The sequence below is a fragment of the Rhodococcus sp. NCIMB 12038 genome, assembly GCF_002165735.1.
In the GTDB taxonomy this organism is placed as follows: Bacteria; Actinomycetota; Actinomycetes; order Mycobacteriales; family Mycobacteriaceae; genus Rhodococcus_F.
This window is the reverse complement of sequence record NZ_NHML01000003.1, coordinates 409,078-432,240: the sequence shown is the minus strand read 5'-3', so window position 1 is coordinate 432,240 and position 23,163 is coordinate 409,078. Positions and strand designations below refer to the sequence as shown.

The 23,163-nt window shown below is 67.3% G+C and carries 18 protein-coding genes; 12 read left to right on the top strand and 6 right to left on the bottom strand.

The features are described from left to right. Positions 1–55: 55 nt before the first annotated feature. The 7 genes from CA951_RS05795 (at position 56) to CA951_RS05765 (ending at position 10,509) form a co-directional block, all read left to right on the top strand. Entirely contained in the window at positions 56–1,039 is a 984-nt protein-coding gene (locus tag CA951_RS05795; protein ID WP_179220122.1) for a TrkA family potassium uptake protein, read from the top strand. A 185-nt stretch (positions 1,040–1,224) separates the two neighbouring features. Then, the gene (locus tag CA951_RS05790) at positions 1,225–2,214 is read left to right on the top strand and encodes a nitronate monooxygenase family protein (RefSeq protein ID WP_087556004.1); all 990 of its coding nucleotides are present in this window, start codon (positions 1,225–1,227) and stop codon (positions 2,212–2,214) included. 70 nt (positions 2,215–2,284) lie between these two features. Further along, complete coding sequence (locus CA951_RS05785) at positions 2,285–2,917, top strand: TetR/AcrR family transcriptional regulator (protein WP_087555918.1); 633 nt, start codon at positions 2,285–2,287, stop codon at positions 2,915–2,917. Between the two features lie 884 nt (positions 2,918–3,801). Then, on the top strand, positions 3,802–5,100 hold the full coding sequence (locus CA951_RS05780) for a CdaR family transcriptional regulator (RefSeq protein ID WP_179220121.1): 1,299 nt from the start codon (positions 3,802–3,804) through the stop codon (positions 5,098–5,100). Between the two features lie 491 nt (positions 5,101–5,591). Then, positions 5,592–6,578: a PDR/VanB family oxidoreductase gene (locus CA951_RS05775; protein WP_087555916.1), complete on the top strand. Its 987-nt coding sequence runs from the start codon at positions 5,592–5,594 to the stop codon at positions 6,576–6,578. A gap of 207 nt (positions 6,579–6,785) precedes the next feature. Then, positions 6,786–8,045, top strand: a complete 1,260-nt coding sequence (locus CA951_RS05770; protein WP_087555915.1) for a cytochrome P450 — start codon at positions 6,786–6,788, stop codon at positions 8,043–8,045. Positions 8,046–8,445: 400 nt separating this feature from the next. Beyond that, entirely contained in the window at positions 8,446–10,509 is a 2,064-nt protein-coding gene (locus CA951_RS05765) for a transglycosylase domain-containing protein (protein ID WP_087555914.1), read from the top strand. Between the two features lie 84 nt (positions 10,510–10,593). Here the strand turns inward: CA951_RS05765 and CA951_RS05760 are convergent, their stop codons facing one another. Further along, the gene (locus CA951_RS05760) at positions 10,594–11,886 is read right to left on the bottom strand and encodes a cyclopropane-fatty-acyl-phospholipid synthase family protein (RefSeq protein WP_087555913.1); all 1,293 of its coding nucleotides are present in this window, start codon (positions 11,884–11,886) and stop codon (positions 10,594–10,596) included. A 301-nt stretch (positions 11,887–12,187) separates the two neighbouring features. Here CA951_RS05760 and CA951_RS05755 point away from each other — a divergent pair, with 301 nt between their 5' ends. Together CA951_RS05755 and CA951_RS05750 are read left to right on the top strand one after the other, a co-directional pair. After that, positions 12,188–12,553: a WhiB family transcriptional regulator gene (locus CA951_RS05755; RefSeq protein WP_256973349.1), complete on the top strand. Its 366-nt coding sequence runs from the start codon at positions 12,188–12,190 to the stop codon at positions 12,551–12,553. 7 nt (positions 12,554–12,560) lie between these two features. Beyond that, positions 12,561–14,336 carry an ATP-binding cassette domain-containing protein gene (locus CA951_RS05750; protein ID WP_256973348.1) on the top strand — a complete coding sequence of 592 codons (1,776 nt, stop codon included), beginning with the start codon at positions 12,561–12,563 and terminating at the stop codon, positions 14,334–14,336. A 38-nt stretch (positions 14,337–14,374) separates the two neighbouring features. On the opposite strand, the gene CA951_RS05745 is transcribed toward CA951_RS05750, so the two are convergent. Continuing rightward, positions 14,375–15,967, bottom strand: coding sequence for an HD domain-containing phosphohydrolase (locus tag CA951_RS05745; protein WP_087555911.1), 1,593 nt, complete (start codon positions 15,965–15,967; stop codon positions 14,375–14,377). 118 nt (positions 15,968–16,085) lie between these two features. Here CA951_RS05745 and CA951_RS05740 point away from each other — a divergent pair, with 118 nt between their 5' ends. The 3 genes from CA951_RS05740 to CA951_RS05730 are packed head-to-tail and all read left to right on the top strand — an operon-like array spanning position 16,086 to position 18,057. Further along, a complete protein-coding gene (locus CA951_RS05740) occupies positions 16,086–17,171 on the top strand; it encodes a dihydrodipicolinate reductase (protein ID WP_087555910.1) in 1,086 nt (361 codons plus the stop codon). Positions 17,172–17,227: 56 nt separating this feature from the next. Further along, complete coding sequence (locus tag CA951_RS05735) at positions 17,228–17,584, top strand: helix-turn-helix transcriptional regulator (RefSeq protein WP_087555909.1); 357 nt, start codon at positions 17,228–17,230, stop codon at positions 17,582–17,584. Next, a complete protein-coding gene (locus CA951_RS05730; protein WP_087555908.1) occupies positions 17,581–18,057 on the top strand; it encodes an SRPBCC family protein in 477 nt (158 codons plus the stop codon). The genes CA951_RS05735 and CA951_RS05730 overlap by 4 nt, the downstream gene beginning before the upstream one ends. Positions 18,058–18,082: 25 nt before the next feature. Here CA951_RS05730 and CA951_RS05725 read toward each other — a convergent pair whose 3' ends face one another. Genes CA951_RS05725 through CA951_RS05710 form a run of 4 tightly spaced genes read right to left on the bottom strand, consistent with a single transcriptional unit; the run spans position 18,083 to position 23,130 of the window. Then, positions 18,083–20,068, bottom strand: coding sequence for a 5-oxoprolinase/urea amidolyase family protein (locus CA951_RS05725; protein ID WP_087555907.1), 1,986 nt, complete (start codon positions 20,066–20,068; stop codon positions 18,083–18,085). Further along, positions 20,065–20,721 carry an urea amidolyase associated protein UAAP2 gene (locus CA951_RS05720; protein WP_087555906.1) on the bottom strand — a complete coding sequence of 219 codons (657 nt, stop codon included), beginning with the start codon at positions 20,719–20,721 and terminating at the stop codon, positions 20,065–20,067. Before CA951_RS05720 ends, CA951_RS05725 begins: the two co-directional genes overlap by 4 nt. Beyond that, positions 20,718–21,563: an urea amidolyase associated protein UAAP1 gene (locus CA951_RS05715; RefSeq protein WP_087555905.1), complete on the bottom strand. Its 846-nt coding sequence runs from the start codon at positions 21,561–21,563 to the stop codon at positions 20,718–20,720. Before CA951_RS05715 ends, CA951_RS05720 begins: the two co-directional genes overlap by 4 nt. Position 21,564: 1 nt before the next feature. After that, positions 21,565–23,130: an amino acid permease gene (locus tag CA951_RS05710; RefSeq protein WP_087555904.1), complete on the bottom strand. Its 1,566-nt coding sequence runs from the start codon at positions 23,128–23,130 to the stop codon at positions 21,565–21,567. Between the last annotated feature and the right edge of the window lie 33 nt (positions 23,131–23,163).

Sequence of the window (23,163 nt, the reverse complement as noted above, 5' to 3'; positions counted from 1 at the left end):
GGTAGTCCACCGGAAGTACCCACTCGGCGACGAGATTGGGTGAACAATTGTCGCAGTGAGCCCCCTGGGACGAATCGGTCGAGCGCTCCTCGCGTTCGCGCTGGTCGTTGTCATCGGCACGGCCGGATACATCGTCCTCGGCTTCGGACTCCTGGACGCGCTCTATCAGACGGTCACCACGATCACGACCGTCGGATTCCGCGAAGTACATCCCCTCAGCCGCGTCGGAGAAATATTCACGATCACCCTCATCCTCGCGGGGGTGGGCACCGCGCTGTACATGTTCGGCGTCCTCCTCGAGGCTCTCATCGAGGGCCACCTGCGCCACCACATGGAGAGACGGCGAATGGATCGACGCATCAGCCGGATGACCGGCCACATCATCATCTGCGGATGGGGCCGGGTGGGTACCGCGAGCGCGCAATACCTCACCTCGCTCGGCCGCGAGATCGTCGTCATCGACCGCGAACCGGACAGACTCCGAGACATCCAGCACCCCACCGTCATCGGAGACGTCACCGACGACCGGACCCTCGAAGCCGCCGGGATCGCGCATGCACACGCTTTGATCTCCGCGCTCGACACCGACGCCGACAACGTGTACGTCACGCTGTCGAGCCGGGCACTGCGCCCGGACCTCATCATCATCGCCCGCGCCCGGAACGAAGGGTCGATGTCCAAACTCGTGCGCGCCGGCGCCAACCGGGTGGTCAACCCGCAATTGATCGGCGGCCGCAGAATGGGTTCCTTTGCGCTGCAACCCCACGTGGCCGAATTCTTCGACGTGGTGATGCACGACGAGACCCTCGACTACCGCATGGAAGAGATCACCGTCGGTTCCACATCACCGTGGGTGGGATACACGCTCGAGCAGATGGGACTTCACGCAAGCGGCGCACTGCTGCTTGCGATTCGCACCGTCTCCGGTCAGTTCGTCGCCAATCCGGCGCCCACTATCCAACTCGAACCCGCAATGATCCTCATCGCTCTCGGAACGCCCGACGAACTCGATGCGGCACGCCAGCACGTCAACCCGTAACGGGTAGGCCCTGCCGGTGACGTCCTCCCCCTTGACAGTGCCCGCCCACGATCCCTATTCTCGAATTCGATTCGAGTTTCAGTATGGCCAGAGTTTTGCTGCAGCCCCCGTTCCACCCATCACCCACCGTCGATCACCCCATGACCGCCGGCCCCGGCTACGGCGGGTCACTCTTCGAGGAAAATATGTTCAGCAACGAGTTCACTCAGACGTTCGGAATCGAACACCCCATCGTGTGCGGCGGCATGACCGCCGTCGGCACCGCCGACCTCATCAGTGCGGTCGCCAACGCCGGCGCACTCGGATTCCTCACCGCCCTCACCCAACCCACGCCCGAGGCCCTGATCAAGGAGATCGCCCGCTGCCGCGATCTCACCGACAAACCGTTCGGCGTCAACCTCACCATTCTGCCCACCATCCAACCGGTCCCCTACGACGAATACCGCGACGCCATCGTCGACAGCGGCATCACCATCGTCGAAACCGCCGGCGGCAACCCGGCCCCGCACCTGCCCACGTTCAAGGCCGCCTGCGTGAAGGTGATCCACAAGGCGGTCTCGGTCCGGCACGCCGTCAAGGCCGAGCAACTCGGCGTCGACGCGATCAGCATCGACGGCTTCGAATGCGCCGGACACCCCGGCGAAGACGACGTGCCCGGCCTCGTGCTGATCCCCGCGGCAGCCCGCGCCCTGACGATCCCGATCATCGCCAGCGGCGGAATCGCTAGCGGCGCCGGACTCGTCGCCGCCCTCGCCCTCGGCGCCTCCGCCGTCAACATGGGCACCCGGTTCATGGCCACCACCGAGGCGCCGATCCACGACAACGTCAAGCAACAGATCGTGCAGAACACCGAACGCGACACGCGAATCGTGTTCCGCGAGTTCCACAACTCCGCACGCGTCGCCCGCAACTCGGTCTCCGAAGAGATCGTCGACCTGTCCCGGCGCCCGGGTGCCAGCTTCGACGACATCGCCCACCTCGCCAGCGGTGCTCGCGGTCGCGATCGGGTATACGGCGCCGGCGACGTCGAGGACGGACTGTGGTGGGCCGGCCAGGCCCAGGGGCTGATCCACGAGGTCGCCGGTTGCGCCGACATCGTCGACACCATCCTCGGCGAGGCACGACACATCATCAGCGCGCGGTTGCCTGCACAGCTCGCTCAGACCACAGCGTGACCCGGCGCCGTCGGCTGCTACGGTCACGAATCGTGTCCGACTTCATGCACGCACTGGAAAGCTGACGACCATGGACAGCGCGCCGCGAGTGACCCAGCAGGCTCCGTCGTCACCCGGTCGGTCGCAACGCCGCGGAGTGGAGCGCAGGCGGGCCATTCTCGACGCAGCCGAGGCGATCCTGTGCGAGCAGGGCTACGCGGCGGCAACCCTCAAAGCTATGGGTGAGCGAGCGGGGATTCCGACGGCGTCGATGTACCACTACTTTCCCGACCGTCACGAGGTCGAGATCGAACTGCTGACGAACCACCTGCGTGAGTTCGACAAGCAGGTGAGTGCGGCACTGGAGACCGCCCGGATCCGAGCGCTCCCCGAGGCCGTGGACGCGATCATCGACCCCGAGCTGACGTATTTCAGGCAGCATCCCGCCTGCGCCGAGTTGTGGTTCGCCGGTCGGAACGAATCCGTGACCGAGCTGGTGCACGCGTTCGACGACGAGAGAGCGCAAGCACTCTGGCGCCTATTGATAGACCGGGGACTCCTGCGCCCCGACACTCCTCTGCTCGTCCTGCAGCTGGCGTTCGAAGCCGGCAACCGGCTCTTCGACGTGGCGTTCCGGCGTGCACCGGGCGGAGACGACGACACGATCACCGAAGCGCGAAGGCTCGTCACCGCCTACCTCGAGACCTACGCTTCCGAGGCGTGACGGCATCAGTCGCCGAAGTAGCCGGTCTCAGGGTTGATCTGCTCGAGAAAGTCGCGGATCGACTCGCGACGCTGTCGGCCGACTGTCACCTGCAGGCTCGTCGTGATCCCCGGTACGCATGAACGCATCTTCACATGCGTCGGCCCTGCGGGATCGGAGCCTTCCGATGCCCGACATCGCTCGCGACCGGCGTCTCACCACCCACGGCCGGCCGGAGAAAGCTAGCGCGCCACCCGACGCAAGGGAGGTCACGACAGTTCGGGCTGAGCCGTTGTACCCACAGCCCAATAGAAACAACGAATCTGTGGGCTGGTGGTCCATTGGAATGCTGGTGGCAGACCAATAACGTCCAGTGTGACCGGGATTACATTTAGTAGAGGAGTCCAAGTGGAACAGATTGCCCACTTCACCACCTTGGCCCGACGAATCGCAGAACTGCTGCCCGAACCACCATCACCGGATGATCCCTTCGGTTATCTCGCATGGGAAGAACTCGTGCTCACGGCGGCGGGGCGCCTCGGCCTACAGGCCCGCCTCCACCTTCGCACCCTCTCCTGTCAGCGAGCCGGCACACCGGACTCCCACCGCGTCACTTGGCAGGATCTGATCCGCCTCGCCTCGCTGGTCGAGTTCGGAGCAACACCGGCCGCGGCTCAGCAACTACTCGACGACATCGTGCACCGCATCACTGCATCAGAACCGATGGGTGTTGCCGTTCGCGCCGACCACGGTTATATGAGATCGGCAGGGCTCTCACTCCGTACCCATTGCCACCCACGTGTGACGGATTCGGGCACGGCGACGCGGCCGCACTGTCGCGAAGATCTTCGTTCCGCTCCGGCGGTACGCTCGTGGAGCTAGCTCTAGGGGTGAGAACTCGGAGAATGACAAGACTCGACAACGACGGCGCCTCGTCCGACACCGATCAGCGGTCCGCAGTTCGAACACTCGTGGCCACCGTCTACGCCGCAACGAACGCCCGCAGCGTCGACATCGCAGAAGAAATGATCACGCGCACGATCTCCGAGATCGACGAAGTCACCACCGACCTCCACCTCGTACAACTTCTCACCGCGTGCGCGGAGGCCGCAACGTCACTGAGCCTGGCGATGCTCGAACCCGACCGCGACACCGAGCCGATGCCGATCGCAATGTCCGAGTACGCCCGCGTACTCGCTCAACGTGGCCTTCCCATCACCGTTCTCGACCGCGGCTACCGACTGACACACAACACGATTTTGCGCTGGTGCCTGGAACAACTCGAGACACTCGGCACCGATCCGGCCGTCGTCGCGCAGGCTGCGGTGGAGATCATGACGCGACTGTCCACTCAGATCGACGGCCTCTACGAACAGATGCTCGACACCTACGAACTCGAATACGAGACGTGGCTCCGCCACCGCAGTACCGCCCGTTCCGCTCGGATCGGCGACCTCCTCGACGGCCGCCCCGTCGACTTGACGGCAGCCGAGTCCACCCTCGGATATCAACTCGACCAATTCCACCTGGGCCTCATCGCGTGGATCGAACCCGGCGGCACTGCCCACGACCTCCCCGCCTTCGAGCGTGCGGTCACCGCACTCGCCGAGCACCTCGGCTGCCGCGAACGGCCGTTGTTCGAACCCCGTGACGAACGCACCGTCTGGGCATGGCTCCCGCTCGGCAGTAACGCACACGTCGACGTTGCGGGATGGACCACGGCGGTCGAGAAATGGGACCAACCGATCACGGTCGCTCTGGGCGCCCCGCAGCACGGGGTGGCCGGGTTCGTCCGCACCCACCGTCAAGCCGCCCAGGCCACGGTTGTGGCACGCGCCTCGAATGTGTCCGGTCCCCGGGTGGTTCCCATCGGGTTGGTCGGTGCCGTGGCGCTGATGTGTGAGGATCTCGACTCCGCTCGCAGGTGGGTACGCGATGTGCTCGGCCCGCTTGCGGTCGACGACTCCACCGCAGCGCTGCACCGTCAGACGCTGCGAACCTTCTTCTCGACCGGGGGAAGCTATACCGCTGCCGCCGCCGCATTGACCATGCACAAGAACACGGTCATCTACCGGATACACAAGATCGAGGAGTTGCTCGGGAAGAACGTCCGGGAGGGCCGCCTGGAACTCGAGAACGCGCTGGCACTCTGTTACTGGCTCGGGACCGCAGTGCTCGATTCCGGGACAACCACCACCGAATAACGCTCAGCGACAGGGCGCTTCGCGCCCGTGCGTGGTTAACGAGTCTCTGCCCTCGTCAACCACTCACGGGCGGCGGAGCCGCCTGAAAAGGACGTTGGGGCCCAGCGGGCACAACCGGTGGACATTCTGCGGAGTGTGCACGCGAGACGACTGAGACACGTTGCCTGGCATGTACTTTTCGCGCTTACATCGACGTTCCGTAGCAATTGCCTTGCCGGCACGCGGCGTCGCTGACGGCTCGCGTGAAGTACCTGCGGGCCGCGCACTCCCGTGCGCCCGGGTCCGCCGTGGAGTTCGATCGCGGCGCCGTCACCGTCGAATAGGTCTCGGCGGCAACGGCCTTGGCGAGCGGTCCTTCCAGCAAGTTCTACTAATATTGTTCAAATAATGTTAGTTTTATGGTTGTTACTCGGTCGGATCATTCCGGGCGTAGTAGCCAGTTGATGGAACCCTCATCCAGCCCGAACAGGTGGTAGGTCATGTCAGATGCAATGGTCAGCGAATCGAGGGAGGCCTCAGCGGGTTCGGATCTCGAGCAGTCGAGAACTTTGACGTTGACGCGCCGGGAGATTCTGGCCTCCGATGTCGTGCAGCTCGAGCTGTCCTCCCCGGACGGTTCCCCGCTGCCGCCGTGGGAGCCGGGCGCACACATCGACCTCCTTCTTCCCGGCGACTCGGTGCGGCAGTACTCGTTGTGCAGCAATCCCCGCAACCGCACATCGTGGCAGGTCGCGATCCTGCGCGAAGCCGAGGGTCGGGGCGGCTCGATCTATGTCCACGACCAGCTCGAGGTAGGCGCCACCGTCGAGGTGCGGGGACCGCGGAACAACTTTCCCCTCGAACCGGCAGGCAACTACGTCTTCGTCGCGGGCGGTATCGGTGTGACCCCGATGATTCCGATGATCCTGGCCGCCGAAGAACGCGGCATTCCGTGGGAACTGCTGTACGGCGGGCGTTCACGGTCGAGCATGTCGTACGTCGACCATCTCGAATCCACTTACGGGGACAAGGTGTCCGTCCGCCCGCAGGACGAGTTCGGTCTACTCGATCTCGACGGCCTCCTCGGAACGGTACGGGTGGGCACGACCATCTACTGCTGCGGCCCCGAACCCCTGCTCCAGGCGATCGAAACAGCAACAGGGAACTGGCCGTCCGGTTCCCTCCATATCGAACGATTCAGCCCCAAGCTGCTCGGGGCGCCGGCCCTGCCCGGGTCGTTCGAGGTCGAGCTGTCGATCTCCGACCAGGTCGTGACGGTTCCGCCGGACAAGTCGATCCTCGAGGTCCTCGAGGAGCAGGGCGTGCCGGTAGTCGCATCGTGCCAGGAGGGCATGTGCGGGTCCTGCGAGACCGTCGTGCTGGACGGCACACCCGAACACCGCGACTCGATTCTCAGCCCGGCCGAGCAGGAGGCCAACGAGACGATGATGGTGTGCGTCTCGCGATCGCGCGGCCCGCGCCTCGTTCTCGAGATCTGAACACTCCCATCGCATTTCACGCGTGAGCGCCCCTCACTACAGGGGGCGTGCACGAGGTCGTTCACGGCCGTCAGCACTTTCGCGTTTTGCATACTTCGGTCGCAGCGCGTCTAGCCAACTCTATCGTGTTTCGTTACTATGTAATGCAAGCCACAACAACGGTTACAACACCAGTGTCGTATTCCCTCACCCTTCCTGGAGTCCTCCATGACCACAGAACTGACGCTCGACGACCTGCGCCGGCAGTATCGCCGCGACTACGACCCGTACAACCCGGTTCCCATCACCGAACATCTCGCGGAGATGGCCGACAGGCGAGAGAAGCTGCCGATCAGCTACTCGATGCGAGGCAACGGATGCTGGGTCCTCACGCGCTACGACGACATCTCTAGTGTGTTGCGGCGCAGCAACCGTGGCTTCGTCAGCTTCCCCAACGACCCCGACGGCATCAACACGCAGGGTTCCGAGGAGGGCATGGTCCCGATCGAGATCGACGGTCCCCGCCACAAACAGTTCCGTGCACTCCTCGACCCGCACTTCGCACCCAAGAAGGTCGGGCTACTGGAAGACGGCCTGCGCGACTGGGCCAACCGACTCATCGACGACTGGATCGAGGACGGCACGTGCGACTTCGTCGACGGCTTCGCCCTCCCCTTCCCCGGCGTGACCGTCCTGACCATCATGGGCTGGCCGTTGGAAGACCTGCACACCATGAACGCCTGGGTGTCGACTCTGCTGCACGGCGTCGTCGGAGGCACCCAGGACGAGACGAATGCCGCACGCGGCAAGGCCCACGGTGAGATTCGCCAGTACATGCTCGACATGATCGCCGCACGCCGTACCGCGCCTCACCGGGACGACGTCACCTCCGCCGCTCTGGACGCCGAGATCGACGGCGAGAAACTCACCGACCTGGAACTGTTCGACATGTTCCTGCTCATGATGCTGGCGGGGCTCGACACCGTCCAGAGCGTGCTCGCGCAGTCGATGGTCTACCTCGCTCAGCACCCGGAACAATGGGACGCGATGTTCGAGACGCCGGAAAGTCTCGAGCCCGCGATCGAGGAACTGCTCCGCTGGGCGGCGCCTGCCGTGCCGACACGCACCGTCGTCCACGATTCGGTCGACGTCGCAGGCATCACGCTCACCAAGGGTGAGCGCGTGCACTTCCCGCTCGCCGTGGCAAACCGTGATCCGCAGTACTACCCGCAGCCCGACGAGGTGAAGTTCGACCGCGAGGCCAAGCCGCACCTGGCGTTCGGGCTCGGCCCGCACCGCTGCGTCGGCCTGCACCTGGCCCGTCTCGAGCTGAAGATCGCGTTCACCGAATTGCGTCGCAGGATGCCCAAATTCGAACTCGTTACCGGCGTCGAACCGCACGAACATCTCGGCCTCGCGTGGGGAGTCGAGAACGTCCACCTCACCTTTCCCGCGGGAACGCGAGAAACGGACGGATCCGGACGGTGACCCTCGACGACCTACGCGAGCAGCACCGCCGCCACTGAAACTTGTACCGCATCTCGAGTGTCCTCCTCCGAAACAACCTCGGCTTCATCAGGTTTCCCAACGATCCGGACTCGCCGAACTCGGTCGCGGCCGCGGAGTGACAGATTCCGATCGAGGTCGACGGCTTCCGCCCCGCCCTTCCCCGGCGTCACCGTCCTGACCGTCCGGGTCGGCCGGAGGAGGACACATGCGATGGATGCGTGGGGTGAGGCATCGCCCATGAGAGGCCGCTCGGCCGGTTGGTCACCCGTCACGTAGTGGCGGATGCGTGTCATTCGCGCCCCAACCGCGCCGAGGGGCCCGATAATCGGGCGAGCACCGGTTGCGTCGTTGCCGGTGCATCGTCGCAGGAGGTGCCGAATTGCAATCCAGGACCGTTCTCAAACTCACCGGCGCCACGGTGGCCGCGGGAGTGCTGCTGGCCGGGGTGATGTTCCCGATCGCCGCCGGGCTCGGGTACGCATCGAACCGGGCCGCCGACAGCGTCGGTAACTCCTCGGCCGAACTGGCCGACGGGGTGGTGCCTGCGGTGACGACGATGACCGACGTCACCGGGACTCCGATCGCCTGGTTGTACGACCAGCGCCGATTCGAGGTCCCCAGCGACCAGATCTCGAACGAGATGAAACTGGCGATTCTCTCCATCGAGGACAGACGGTTCGGCGAACACCAGGGGGTGGACTGGCAGGGCACGATGCGGGCGTTCTTCACCAACACCACCAGCGGTCAGATCGAACAGGGTGCCTCGACCATCAATCAGCAGTACGTGAAGAACTATCTGCTGCACGTGGTCGCCAAGACCGACGGCGAACGCCGAGCCGCGATCGAGACCACGCCGGTCCGCAAGATCCGGGAGATCCGGATGGCGATGACCCTCGACCAGGAACTCTCGAAAGAGGAGATTCTCACCCGGTATCTGAACCTGGTGCCGTTCGGCAACGGTTCCTTCGGGGTGCAGGACGCAGCCCGCACGTATTTCGGCATCGACGCGAAAGACCTGAACCTGGCGCAGTCGGCGATGCTCGCGGGCATGGTGCAGTCCAGCTCTGCACTCAACCCCTACACCAACCCGGAGGGGGTGTTCGAGCGCCGCAACGTCGTCCTGGACACCCTGGTCGTGAATGTCCCGGACCGGGCCGCCGAGATCCGCGCCCTGAAGGAAACGCCGCTCGGGGTGCTCCCGAAACCGAACAACCTGCCCCGCGGATGCATCGCCGCCGGCGACCGCGGGTTCTTCTGCGACTACGCGTTGCAGTACCTCCAGAACGCCGGGCTGTCCCGGGAGCAACTCGAACGGGGCGGCTACCTGATCCGCACCACCCTCGATCCGGCCGTACAGGGATCGGTGAAGTCGGCGGTCACCAAATATGCCGACCCGAAACTCCCGGACATCGCGAGCGTGATGAACGTCGTGCAGCCCGGACAGGACCAGCACCGGGTGCTGGCCATGGCGGGCAGCCGCAACTACGGTCTGGACGCAGCCGCCGCCGAGACGGTGCAGGAGCTGCCCTATTCACTGTCCGGGCACGGCGCCGGATCGGTGTTCAAGATCTTCACCACCGCCGCGGCCATGGAGAAGGGGCTGCGCCTGAACGCGATCCTCGACGTACCGGGCCGGTTCGATGCCTACGGGATGGGTGACGGCGGTGCCCCCGGGTGCCCCGGGGGCGCCTACTGCGTGCAGAACGCCGCCCCGTATCCGCGGGCGCTGTCGGTCACCGACGCCCTCGCCCAGTCACCGAACACCGCGTTCGTGAAACTTCTCCAGGCCACCGGGGTCGATGCGACGGTGGACATGGCGGTGCGCCTCGGCATGCGGTCGTACAACGAACCGGGCACTTCCGGGTTCGGGGACCAGAGCCTGGCCGACATGCAGAAGGACCAGAATCTGGGGTCGTTCACCCTCGGTCCGGTGTGGATCAACCCGCTGGAGCTGTCGAATGTCGCCGCGACCCTGGCCTCACACGGCAAGTGGTGCCCACCGAGCCCGATCGACTCCATCGTCGACCGGCAGGGCCGGCCGGTCCCGCTCACCCAGCAGGCGTGCGAGCAGGTCATCGATCCCGGCCTGGCCGACACCCTGTCCAACGCGCTCAGCAAGGACGATCTGCCCGGTGGCACGGCGTCGGCCGCGGCCGCCGCCGCAGGGTGGAAACTGCCGATGTCCGGCAAGACCGGGACCACCGAATCGCACATGTCGTCGGCTTTCGTCGGCTACACGAACAACCTGGCCGGCAGCGTCTACGTGTTCGGGGACACGCCGTCCCCCGGCCAGATCTGCACCAGCCCGCTGCGCGCGTGCGGCGACGGAAACCTGTTCGGCGGCACCGAGCCCGCCCGCACCTGGTTCACGGCGATGATGCCGATCGCGAACAACTTCGGCCCCACCGCCCTGCCTCCGATCGACCCGCGCTACGCCCGTTGACCGGGTGATGTGGAGGCCCGCGACGAACTGAGCGGGCCTCCGACCCCGTGCGGTTCAGCGCCACCCAGGTTCGGAACGCCAACCCTATGTGTGCGCCCGCAAGAGTTCGTCACGGGTGCCGGGCATGCCGCTGCTGCCCCGTTCGGTGCTCTTGACTGCCAGAATCTGGTTGATCCCGAGCCGGTTCGCCGAGAACGCCAACGCCGCCCCGGCCATGTACAGCCGCCATACCCGTGCCCGCCCGGCGCTGCTGGAGGCCACCGCCTCGTCCCAGTTCGCCTCCAGATTCGCCACCCAGGCCTGCAGGGTCAGCGCGTAGTGCTCGCGCAGCGACTCGACGTCGCGCACCTCGAAGCCTGCCCCTTCGAGCGCGTCGATCATCGGTGCCATCGGTTCGATTTCACCGTCGGGGAACACGTAGCGATCGATGAACGACGTCGTGGAGAACGTGTCCGCGGTTTCGCGTGGTCGCCGCGAGATCGCGTGGTTGAGCAACCGGCCCTCCGGGCGTAGCAGTGCAAACAGGTCCGCGGCGTACGTCGACAGCATCGCGTCGCCGACGTGTTCGGCCATGCCGATGCTCGAGATCGCGTCGTAGGGTCCGTCCGCGACGTCGCGGTAGTCCTGGACCCGTATCTGCACCAAGTCCCCCACCCCGGCGTCGACCATCCGTTTGGCGGCGTAGTCCGCCTGCTCGTGGGACAGGGTGACGCCGACGACGTGCGCGCCGTACTGACGTGCCGCGTGCAGCGCGAAAGTCCCCCACCCGCAGCCGACGTCGAGTACCCGCATCCCCGCGGTCAGGCCGAGCTTGCGGGCCACCAGATCGCATTTGGCGTACTGGGCCGCGTCCAGATCCCCGCCCGGTTCCGCCCAGTACGCACACGAGTACGTCATCGACTCACCGAGCACGAGTCGATAGAAATCGTTGCCGACGTCGTAGTGGTGGCTGATCGCGGCGGCGTCCCGGGCCTTGTCGTGCCGGCGCCCGCGCGCCAATTTCATCTCCTCCGCCGGCGGCTTCGGTGGCAGCCCGACGATTCCCAGGCGCAGCGCCGCCGTCACCAGTGCCTTTTTCGTCTGCCCGTCGATGCGCACACCGGGGCCCCGGCTCGGGTCCGCCACCTCCTCCAGCGCGTCCAGTCCGGCGAGCAGGTCACCCTCGATGTCGATGTCGCCGGACACGTAGGCCCGCGCGAAACCGAGATCGTTGGGTGCCCACAGCAACCGCCGCAGACCACGCCGATTGACGAGGTGCACCTGCCAGGGCGCGTCCGCAGGCCCGCTGCGACTGCCGTCCCAGCACCTGATCCCCACCGGGACCTGTGTACCGAGCACCGCGCGAACCAGCGGAGCCACCGTGTCAGCGACCGTCATACCCACCTCCGTCGAAGTGTGGGTCCGGCGTGCGCACTTATGCCGCTCGCCGTGACCCACAGGCCTGTCAACCCACAAACGTCCCGTAATCCACCGTCGACCATATCGATGGAACGTCCATCGCCGCAGACCATCACACCAACTACTGCTACCAATTCGGGCGTCGCCGGTTCGCGAATCCCGTCGCACCACACGCCTGGGAACGACTAGGCGGATGTCGGTGTTCTCTGCTCGTCTCGCCGACGACTCTGAAGTGGTCGTCCGGTTCGCCTGGACCGCCGACACAGCGAAAGGACTCTCCGTGCCCACTGACACCCCCGCTGTAGCCGGCCGGAACCTTTCCTGGCAGGCGCGTGCCGCGTGCCGTGGTAACGATCTGGCAGTGTTCTTCGCCCCTGACGCCGAACGCGGCAACGCCCGTGCCCGGCGCGAAGCACAGGCCCGGCAGATTTGCCTGCCCTGCCCCGTGCTCGAACAATGCCGCGATCACGCGCTCACGATGGGTGAACCCTATGGCGTGTGGGGTGGTATGACGGAGACGGACCGACGAAGGCACACCAAACGACTCCGCGGCGGTGAACGCCGTCCAGTCGGTTCGCAGACTCTGCATCGACCTCGCGATTTGAGGCAAACGCCCCATGCGACGACGGAACCGGTGGACCGATGATCAGGGCATGACAAAGCGAGTTCAGGAATCACGGAAATCACCGGTCACGACCGAATCGGCGGTCGAACCACCGACCCTCGGGCGGTCCGGTACGTGCGTGTCGGATCGCGCACCTGACGCGGCGGCCGGCGCGCGGGTCGATGCGGTCGACGTGAGCAGGTATGTCGGGGGGCGGCGGATCCTCCAGGAGATGTCGATGTCGGTCGAACCGGGCGAGGTGGTCGCCATTGCCGGCGGCAGCGGAGCAGGAAAGAGCACGTTGCTGGAAATCCTCGCCGGACTGCAACCACCGTCGGCCGGGGAGGTTCGGCACGACGGCGTCGTCCGCGGGGCCCGTTTCGGCGCCGATTCCCGGATCGGCTACGTACCCCAGGACGACATCATCCACCTCGAGATGCCCCTGCGCCGCACGCTGCGCTACGCGGCGCGGCTCCGGCTGCCCGCGGGTACGTCGGCGGCCGAAGCGGACCGGATCGTCGACGAGACCATGCAGGACCTCGACCTGGCCGATCGGGCCGAGGTGCCGGTCCGGGCGCTGTCCGGCGGCCAACGCAAGCGGGCCGGTATCGCCGTGGAGCTCCTCACCCGGCCGCGCCTCTTCTTCCTCGACGAACCCACCTCCGGGCTCGATCCGTCGACCGCGGCCGACGTGATGCGCCTGCTGCACCGACTCAGCCGGCGCGGGGTCACAGTCGTCCTCACGACACACGAGCCCGCGGGCATCGACCGGTGTGACCGGGTGGTGTTCCTCGCTCGGAACGGCCACCTCGCCTTCACCGGCAGCCCGGCCGAGGCTCGACGCTACTTCGGTGTGGAGGATCTCGCCGAGGTGTACGACCGACTGGCCCGCGAGCACACCCCTCAGATCTGGGCGCAGCGATTCGCGGCCATCGGGGAAAATGCGGACACCCGGCCCGAATCGGCTCCGCCGCCCCTCCCGGCCACCCGTTCGGACGTCGAACGCCCAGGCGTGGTGCAGCAATGGTGGCTACTCACACGACGCAATGTCGATGTTCTCCTTCGTAACCGGCTGACCCTGGCGGTCCTGCTCGGCTCACCGGTGCTGGTCACGGCGATGATGGCGACGCTGTTCCAGCGTGGCGCGTTCGATCCGCGCAGGGCCGACCTCGGCCCCGCCCAGATCGTGTTCTGGATCGCCTTCGCGGGATTCTTCTTCGGCCTCACGTACGGCCTGCTCCAGATCGTCGGGGAGATGGCCGTCTTCCGGCAGGAGCGCCTCGGCGGGCTCAGCGTGGGCGCCTACGTGGCATCCAAGGTGACAGCGCTGCTTCCGGTACTGGCCGGAGTGAGCGCGCTGCTTCTCGGTGTTCTGCGGGCGCTCGGTCGGCTCCCCGCCGCCGGATGGCACGTGTACGCCTTCCTGTTCGTGACGATCGTGATCGAAGCGACGTCCGCACTGGTCCTCGGTTTGCTCGCGTCGGCCGCGGTCTCCAACGCCGCGCAGGCCGCCCTCGCCCTGCCGATGCTCTGCTTTCCCCAGGTTCTGTTCGGTGGCGCCATCGTCCCCGTCGACGAGATGGCCGTCCCGGGACGGCTGATGAGCCTCGGCCTGTCCAACCGCCACGCCTTCGAAGCATTGGGTCGCGACCTGGATCTCGACCGGTACAGCGCCACGGTGCCGGCCATGTCCGCCTACGGCGACACCTTCCGGGGTGGTACCGGCGGCAGTCTCATCGCGCTAGCCTCGTTCACCGTGGTCCTCATACTCGCCACGGTGTGGGTACTGGACCGGCGGTCCCGGCCCGGCGCATCCCGGCGATGACGGCCCGGCACGGTCGGTCCCGCCGGGCGGTGGATGCGTCACTTCTCCGCGACCGCCGTGGCCGGGAAGCCCACCAGACCCCGGTCGATCGCGGCGAGACTGGCCTGCGTGCGGTTGTTCACACCGAGCTTGGCGTAGACACGTTCGACGTGGTTGCGTGCGGTCTTTTCGGCGATGAACAGGTCGGCGGCGATCTCCCGGTTCGATCGGCCCTGTGCGACGAGTCGCAGGATCTCCACCTCGCGGTCGGTCAATCCGGCCGGCCAGGGCGTCCGCCGGGACACCCGCTGACCGGCCGCCGCCAGCACGGCGGCCACCGACTCGGCGTCGAGGCGTCCGGCACGCGCCTCCTCCCGCAACCGATCGGCGGCGCCGCGAGCATCGAGCGCCGACCGGTGCGGACGCGGCTCGAGCAGACTCTGGTACGCCTCCGCCGCGGCGAGCAGCCGGTCCTTCGCGGTCAGTTCGGCGCCGCCGATCCCCCGGGGAAAGCCGGACCCGTCGATCCTTTCCCGGTGCTTCATCGCGACGGACACCACCGACTCCAAGCCGTTGACTCGGCTCAGTATCCGGCCGGTCAGATCCGGATACATCCGTACCCGTTCCCATTCGGCCGTGGTCAGCGGACCCGTCTTCTCCCAGATCTGGTTGGACACTCCCATTTTGCCGAGGCTGTGCACGAGGCCGGCGCGGTAGAGATGCGTGATGTCCGGTGGTGACATGCCCAGGTGCCGGGCCGCACCGGCCGCCAGGCTCGCGACGCCACGCGAATGCCCCAGTGTGAACGGAGATTTGAGATCGACGAAATCAGCCATGGCCCGGAGCAACTCGTCGCTCTCCTCGACCGTCAGGGTTCGGTCGCGATCCGGAGCCTGGGTCAACGCCGCAATCCAGACGTCCATGTCGAACAACCCGTCCACGATTGCCGCCGCGTCACGTTCGAACACGTCCGCCACGGCCGGGCTGAACTGACTGCCGCGCCGGGAACGGAGAACGTCCTTCGCGTGCTCGAGCCCACCCGTCCGCAGGTGCACCTCGACGACGTCTGCCACATGGGCGATGTGGATCTCGACCGGGATGCCCTCTCCGCGACACCCGTTGGGCAGCCCTCGACCGTCCCAGCGCTCGAAGACGTAGGCCAGCGCCCTTCCGACCTGCCCGTCCAAACCCATCCGATCGGACAGAACCCCGGCGGAACTGCAATGCGAATTGATCAGTGTGGCGACCTGGCTGCGAGCCGCGACCAGAAACACGGCGGCGCTGATACCGCGCTCCCAGCCGGGCAATCCGCGCCCCACGTGACTCGTCATCAGCCGAAGAAACGGCAGACCGGTCATGTCCACCGCGTAGGTGTCGGCCCGGAAGGCGATGTCGTCGCCGACGAGTGCCGAGAGTTCGTGGGAGTCGGCGTGACAACCGATCCATCCGACCAGATTGGCGTAGTACACGGTCGCTTGCTGCTGGGAGTCGAGTCCCATCCGCTCGGCGATCCGTATCGCGATCAGGGACGATCGAAGCATGTGCTCCATCGGTTGCCCCAGACCGAGGTCGATCGCCAGCGATACCGCGGCCAGCAGTTCGGCTCTGCTCAGTCCCTTTTCCGAGCCGGGGAGCGTCCCGTTCGGGTGCATCTACCCATTCTCTACCTGAACACGGCCGTAGGCGCTGCCGCGGACGTTTCGCCGAACGGGACGGGTGTTGCCCGATTCGGACCATGACCGTCTCGCGAACTGGGTAGGGTCCGATTACATGGCTGACCAGGGGAAGATCCGGACCGTGGTGTGGGGAACCGGGAATGTGGGGCGGGCCGCGATCCGTGCCGTCGACGCCCACCCCGGACTGGAGCTGTCGGCGGTGATCGTGGCGAACCCGGAGAAGGTCGGTCGCGATGCCGGGGACCTCGCGCGCCTCGGCCGCTCGCTCGGGGTGGCGGCCACCGACGATGCCGGCGCCGTGCTCGCGAATTCCCCCGGCGCCGTCGTTTACGCCGCGTCGGGTGACATTCGCCCGGACGATGCGGCGGCCGACATCACCCGCGCCCTCGCGGCCGGGGCGGTCGTCGTGACGCCGTCGATCTACGCGCTGTACGACCAGCGCAACGCGCCGGCGGAGTTGCGCGACCCGATCGTAGCGGCGGCGAAGTCGGGCGGCGGCGCGCTGTTCGTGTCGGGCGTGGATCCGGGATGGGGCAACGACGTCCTGCCGATCCTGATGACGGGCCTGGCGGGCACGATCGACCGGATCCGGTGCCAGGAGATCTTCGACTACACCACGTACGACCAACACGATTCGGTGCGGTACCTCGTCGGCATGGGCCAGCCGATGGACTACGAACCGCCGATGGTCGCGGCGACGGTGCCGACGATGGTGTGGGGCGGCCAGATCCGGCTCATCGCCCGTGCCCTCGGAGTGGAACTCGAGGAGATCCGGGAGACCTTGCTCCGCCTGCCGCTCGAGCAGACGATCACCACCGAACTCATGGGCGAGTTCGAGGCGGGCACCCAGGGGGCGCTGCGTTTCGAAGTCCAGGGCATCGTGGGCGGCGAACCCCGCATCGTCATCGAGCACGTCACGCGGATCCACCCGTCGTGCGCCCCGGACTGGCCCGTGCCACCGGACGGCGGGGACGGCGCCCACAGGGTGATCATCGAGGGCCGTCCACGGATCGAGGTCACTGTGGAGGCCAACGACGAGGGCGGCAATCGAGCGGCCGGCGGCAATGCCACCGCGGTGGGGCGCCTGGTCAACGCGATTCCGTGGCTGCGGACGGCCGCGCCGGGGCTCTACGACGCCCTGGACGTCCCGCTCGTCGCCGGTCGCGGCAAGCTCGGCTGACCCACCCCAACAGTTATCCCTTGCGCTAACCATCGTTGCGGTGAATACTTTGCCTTGTGGCTCAGTATCCGCAGAAGCTGAACGGCATCTTCCAGGCACTCGCCGACCCCACCCGGCGGGCGGTGCTCGGTCGTCTGAGCCGCGGCCCGGCCACGGTCAGCGAACTCGCGAAACCGTTCGACATGGCCCTGCCCTCCTTCATGAAGCACATCCACTTCCTCGAGGACAGCGGGTGGATCCGGACACGCAAGGAAGGCCGGGTACGGACGTGCGAGATCGAGAAGGCGCCGTTCACGGCGGTCGAACTGTGGCTCGCGGAGCAACAGGAACTCTGGGAGGGCCGCACCGACAGGCTCGAACACTTCGTCACCGAACACACCGTCACCACTCACGCGAAGGACACACCACAATGACCGACACTGCGAGACCCGATCTCGACCTCACGATTTCGCGCATCATCCGGGCGCCCCGGGCTGTCGTGTGGCGCGCCTGGACCGACCCCGCCAGCTTCGAACAGTGGTGGGTCCCCGCACCCTCCCGGTGCCGGGTCGTCGCCATGGAACTACGCCCGGGCGGCGCGCTCACCACCCAGATCAGTGAGGACGGCGGCGAATTCGTGCCCCACCTGAGCGGCTGCTTCCTCGCCGTCGACGAACTCGAACGCATCGTGTTCACCAACTCCCTGGTCGATGGCTGGCGGCCCGCCGAGCAGCCGTTCATGACCGCGATCATCACGTTGACCGACCACCCGACGGGCACCGAATACGTCGCCCACGTGATGCACAAGAACAGCGCCGACCGCGACACCCACGAAGAAATGGGCTTCTACGACGGGTGGGGCACCGTCACGGAGCAACTCGCCGAACTCGCCGAGCGACAGGCGTAATCGAGGAGACCGGACAAGCGCCAGTTCAGCCCACCGTCGCGAACTCCCCTGCCGCGGACCATCGTTGCCGCTCGGCGGCGAATGCGACGGCCTGCTCCGCGCGGAATCCGCCGATCGATTCGGTGTTCGCCGCGAGGAACTGCTGGTGCTCGGCAAGAGAGAACGTGCCCTCCGTGATCTCGATGCCGCCGCCGCGGCCCGCGGCGACGTCGGATCGCAGGTCCGTCAACTCGTCCGGTTCCACGGGGTACCAGGAGATCCGGTCGAAGAAGCGGAGCAGCCACGGGGTGCCGTCCTCGAACGGTCCGGACTTCTCGGGATGCCGATGGTTCCACACCTGGGTGGTGCGGCCGACGAACTGGTAGCCGCCGGGGCCCTCCATTCCGTAGATGCACAGGTACGCCCCACCGATGCCGACCGCGTTCTCCGGCGTCCACGTGCGGGCGGGGTTGTACTTCGTGGTGACCAGCCGGTGCCGCGGGTCGAGGGGTGTCGCGACGGGAGCGCCGAGGTACACGTCGCCGAGTCCGAGCACCATGTACTCCGCACCGAAGACGGTGTCGAAGACGTCGTCGACACTGCCGAGGCCGTTCATGCGGCGGATGAACTCGATGTTCCACGGGCACCACGGCGCGTCGGCGCGGACACCGTGCATGTACCGCTGGATCGCCTCCCGCGTCGAGGGATCGTCCCACGACAGCGGCATCCGCACGGACCGGCTCGGCACCACGAGTTCGTTCGCCGCGGGCAGTGCGTCCTCCGCCTCGGCCAGCAGCCCCATCAGCTTCGGGATCGGCAGCACGTCGGGGTCGACCCGGACCTGCAGCGACCGGATGCCCGGTGTCAGGTCGAGCAGCCCGGCCGGTTTCTCGACTTCGAGCCGCTGGTGCAGCGCGTGCGCGCGGGCCCGCAAGGCGAGGTCGAGGCTCATGTCACCGTATTCGACGAGCACGTTGTCGTCGCCGGAGCGCCGGTACGTCACGGCGGTCTCGCCGTCGCGCCGGGCGATCACGCCGTCGTCCCGGTCGCCGGTGGTGGAGAAGACCGTCGAGAACCCCGCCCGCCGGGCCGGCCCCAGTGCACGCGTGGACGCGGCCCGGTCGGCCCGGATCGGCACGAAGCGCACCGTGTCGCCGGGGGCCAGTTGTCCGAGCTTCCAGCGTTCCGCGGAGACGACCGTGACCGGGCACACGAACCCGCCGAGGCTCGGACCGTCCGGGCCCAGGAGGATCGGGGTGTCTCCCGTGAAGTCCAGTGCGCCGACCGAATACGCGTTGTCGTGGATGTTGGACGGGTGCAGTCCCGCCTCGCCGCCGTCCGTGCGCGCCCAGTCGGGTTTGGGTCCGATCAGCCGCACCCCGGTGCGGTCCGAGTTGAAATGCACCTCGTAGTCGGTCCGGTACAGCGTGTCGATGTCGGCGCGGGTGAAGAATTCGGGTGCGCCGTGCGGGCCCTCGGTGACCGCGATCTCCCAGCGACTGCACAGGGCGGGGACGTGTTCGGCGGGGACGGCGGCCGCGCGGGTGCCGTCGTGCTCACCGACCGCGAGCACGTCGCCCTGCCGCAGCGTGCGGCCCTGATGCCCGCCGAACTTGCCGAGCGTGAATGTCGAGGCGCTGCCGAGGAAGTCGTCGACGTCGAGCCCGCCCTGGACGAGGAGGTAGATGCGCAGGCCGGGCCCGGCGACCGCGCCGACGTCCAGGGTCCCGCCCGCCGGTACCCGCACCGGACGCCACTGCGCGTGCAGCACACCGTCGACGGTGACCGCGGCGGGTGCGCCGGTCACGCAGACCACCGTCTCCTCGTCGAACTGCAACGCAGGGCCCGACATGGCGCATTCGATTCCGGCGGCGCCCTCGTCGTTGCCGAGCGCGGTGTTCCCGAGCCGGAACGACAGGTCGTCCATCGGACCTGACGGCGGCACCCCGACGTGCCAGTACCCGGTCCGGCCCGGGAAGTCCTGGACCGTGGTGAGCATGCCGGGCCGCTGCACGGTGATCTTGGCGCTCATGCGGGTGCTCCCGCCGGCCGGGTCACGATCATCCGCACCGGGGTCGGATCGAAACCGTTGCAGGGGTTGTTGATCTGCGGGCAATTGGACACCAGCACCAGAACGTCGCGGTCCGCGCGGAGCGCGAGGCGGCGGCCGGGTGCGGACAGGCCGTCGACGATGCCGAGTGTGCCGTCGGCGTCGACGGGGACGTTCATGAAGAAATTGATGTTCGACACCAGATCCCGCTTGCCGATCCCCCACCGCGACCCTTCCGCGAGAAAGTTCTCGACGCAGGCGTGCTGATGCTTGGTGTGGTGGCCGTACCGCAGGGTGTTCGACTCCTGGGAGCAGGCGCCGCCCACCGTGTCGTGCGAGCCGACCTCGTCGGCGACGAGTGTCATCAGCGCGTCGTGATCGTCGGTGCGGAGCACACTTCCCGTGGTCAGGAACAGATTTCGCTGCGCCGACACCGTCGCGGCGGCCGAGTAGCGCTGCCGGTGGTCGTCGGCCGCGTAGATCAGGGTGTCGACGGCCTGGTTGCCGTACAGATCCACGACGGTCAGGACGTCGCCGGCCGCGACGACGGCGGACCAGGGTCCGCGGGCGCCGACCTCCTCGTCCAGGATCACCGTTCCCGGTACCAGCGGCGCGGTCTCGATGGTGGTGGTCATGCCTGCTCCCGTCCCTGGCACTGCGCGGCAGCCCAGACGTCTTCGGTGTTGAGGAACGCGCGCCGGTACTCCGGATCGGCGTCGACGGGCCCGGCCACGTCGGCGCCGGTCCAGGCGAGCACTTCGAGCGCGGTCGTGTCGTACGTCGGCGACGGATCCAGCGGATGCGCCGTGTTGGCGATCAGGACGATCACCGGGAGGTGGATCACGAGTTCGACGGCGGTGTCCGCGCCCGCGGATCCGATACTGCTCAGCGATCCGTCCGCACCCACCCGCACCCCGTGGAAGAACGACAGCGACAGCGGGAGGTCGCGGCGCTCGAGCCCGTGCTTCGCGGCGGCCACGGTGAAGAGTTCACGGCCGGCGGGAGACGCCGAATGCAGGCTGCCGTCACCGTATTTCGCGGTGTTCGTGGCGAGCGACGTGGTGCCGCAGAGGGCGTCGTGCCGCCCGGACCCGTCCGACACGACGGTCGCGAGGACGCGCCCCTGATCGGAGAGCAGCGGATGCCCGGTCCCCGTGTACGCCTGCCACGGCACCTTCACGGTGTCGGCGACGTTGAGCCGTTCCCACGGCGCGTCCGCCCGGTACAGCAGCAGGTGGGCGCAGGCCCGGCCGTCGAGGTCCCGCAGTCGCAACCGGGTGCCGCGGCCCAGCACCTTCGTGGTGTACCAGCCGCCGGGAACGGTCTCCGCCCACGTGAGCAGCGCCGGATCCACACCGGCCGGCGGGGCGGGCCAGGACGACGCCGGGACCACCGGCATCGAGTCGGTGACCACGCCCGACTGGGCACGCGCGTGTTCCTTCGCGGCGCTGGTGGTCGAGGTGTCCACTGAGGTCATGTCAGGCTCCGATCGTGACGGGGTTGGGGGTCGTGCGGCCGCGCGGGAAGCATGCGATCCCGAGCGCGACCACGGCGGCGACGGTGACCGGGGCGGCCCACCGCAGGAGGGGGTAGTCGCCGCTGGGGTCGAAGATCTCGGCGCGCGGCCAGGACAGGTTGACGACCATCAGGGCGCCGTAGCCGACCGCCAGGATGTTCACAGGCAGTCCGAACCGCCCGAGGGAGAACAGCGTCCGACCGTCCGCGTCGACCTGCGGTCCCCCGTGCGGCCAGCCCTTCAGCCTGCGCAGCAGCAGTGGCACCGTGACCATGAGATAGGCGAGGTAGATGAGGATGATGCAGACGCTCGACAGGGTCGCGAAGATCGCGGAGTTCCCGACGTTGACGGCGAGGATGCCGATGCACACGAGGCCGATCAGGACGGACGGCGCAATGGGGGTGCCGGTGCGGGGGTTCACCGTCGACAGAATCCGCGAGGCCGGCAGCCGGCCGTCCCTGGCCATAGAGAACACCAGCCGCGACGCCGCCGTCTGGATGGCGAGCGTGCAGACGAACACGGCGATCGCGACGTCGACGAGGAGCAGGGTTCCCCACGGGGAGCCGAGGATCGACGAGAGCACATACGGCAGGCCCTCGGCGGCGAGACGACCGTCCGTCAGGCTCGGCGCAGCCATCAGCGCGCCGATGATCATCAGCCCGCCGCCGAGCGCCGACACAGACAGCGCGAGGCGGATCGTGCGCGGTGCGACCCGGCGCGGGTTCCTCGTCTCCTCGGCGAGTTCGCCCGCCGAACCGAACCCGACCATCACGTACGCCGCCATCAGACCCGAGACGATCCAGGCCCACCCGTACCCGGGCGACGCGCCCGCCGTGCCGGTGTCGAACACGACGTCCGGCCCGCGGCGGGCGTGGGTGAGGAACATGCCGATCACCGCGATGACCCCGACGATCTCGCAGGTGACACCGATGTTGTTGATCCGGGACATCCAGTTGACGCCGATGCAGTTGATGAACGTGGTCAGCACGAGCAGGACGGAGCCGAGGAGCACCGCGTTGGCGGCACCGCTCGCGGACGTCAGGGTGCTGTCCTCCCCGATGATCTGGAATCCGCTCCACACGTTGGGGAGAACGACCTGCAGGGCGATGGCCGCGGCGGACGCCGTCACCATCTGCGCGAGGATCATGAACCATCCGGCGAACCAGCCGACCACCTCGCCGCCCATCCGGCGGGACCACTGGTAGATCGCCCCCGAGATGGGGTACCGGGCGGCGAGTTCGGCGAAGTTGAGCGCCACCATGAACTGGCCGGCGAACACCACCGGCCACGTCCAGAAGAAGGCGGGCCCGGCGAACCCGAATCCGAGCCCGAAGAGCTGGAAGATGGTGGTGAGGATGGAGACGAACGAGAAGCCGGCGGCGAACGACGCGAACTTGCCCAGGGAACGGTGGAGTTGCTGCTCGTAACCGAATTCGCCGAGGTCACCCGTGTCGTCGACGCCGGACGGGCGGGAAGGTGCGGGAGCCGGCGCGGTCGGAACCTGCGCAGTCCTTGTGGGTGTGCTCAAGGGCGTACTCCTTCGGCGAGAGCAATATCTGTC

Coding starts and splice junctions, on each gene's coding strand:
- CA951_RS05790 (WP_087556004.1), top strand. CDS start 1,225: ATGTTCAGCAACGAGTTCACTCAGACGTTCGGAATCGAACACCCCATC.
- CA951_RS05785 (WP_087555918.1), top strand. CDS start 2,285: ATGGACAGCGCGCCGCGAGTGACCCAGCAGGCTCCGTCGTCACCCGGT.
- CA951_RS05780 (WP_179220121.1), top strand. CDS start 3,802: ATGACAAGACTCGACAACGACGGCGCCTCGTCCGACACCGATCAGCGG.
- CA951_RS05775 (WP_087555916.1), top strand. CDS start 5,592: ATGGTCAGCGAATCGAGGGAGGCCTCAGCGGGTTCGGATCTCGAGCAG.
- CA951_RS05770 (WP_087555915.1), top strand. CDS start 6,786: ATGACCACAGAACTGACGCTCGACGACCTGCGCCGGCAGTATCGCCGC.
- CA951_RS05760 (WP_087555913.1), bottom strand. CDS start 11,886: ATGACGGTCGCTGACACGGTGGCTCCGCTGGTTCGCGCGGTGCTCGGT.
- CA951_RS05750 (WP_256973348.1), top strand. CDS start 12,561: ATGACAAAGCGAGTTCAGGAATCACGGAAATCACCGGTCACGACCGAA.
- CA951_RS05745 (WP_087555911.1), bottom strand. CDS start 15,967: ATGCACCCGAACGGGACGCTCCCCGGCTCGGAAAAGGGACTGAGCAGA.
- CA951_RS05740 (WP_087555910.1), top strand. CDS start 16,086: ATGGCTGACCAGGGGAAGATCCGGACCGTGGTGTGGGGAACCGGGAAT.
- CA951_RS05730 (WP_087555908.1), top strand. CDS start 17,581: ATGACCGACACTGCGAGACCCGATCTCGACCTCACGATTTCGCGCATC.
- CA951_RS05725 (WP_087555907.1), bottom strand. CDS start 20,068: ATGAGCGCCAAGATCACCGTGCAGCGGCCCGGCATGCTCACCACGGTC.
- CA951_RS05720 (WP_087555906.1), bottom strand. CDS start 20,721: ATGACCACCACCATCGAGACCGCGCCGCTGGTACCGGGAACGGTGATC.
- CA951_RS05715 (WP_087555905.1), bottom strand. CDS start 21,563: ATGACCTCAGTGGACACCTCGACCACCAGCGCCGCGAAGGAACACGCG.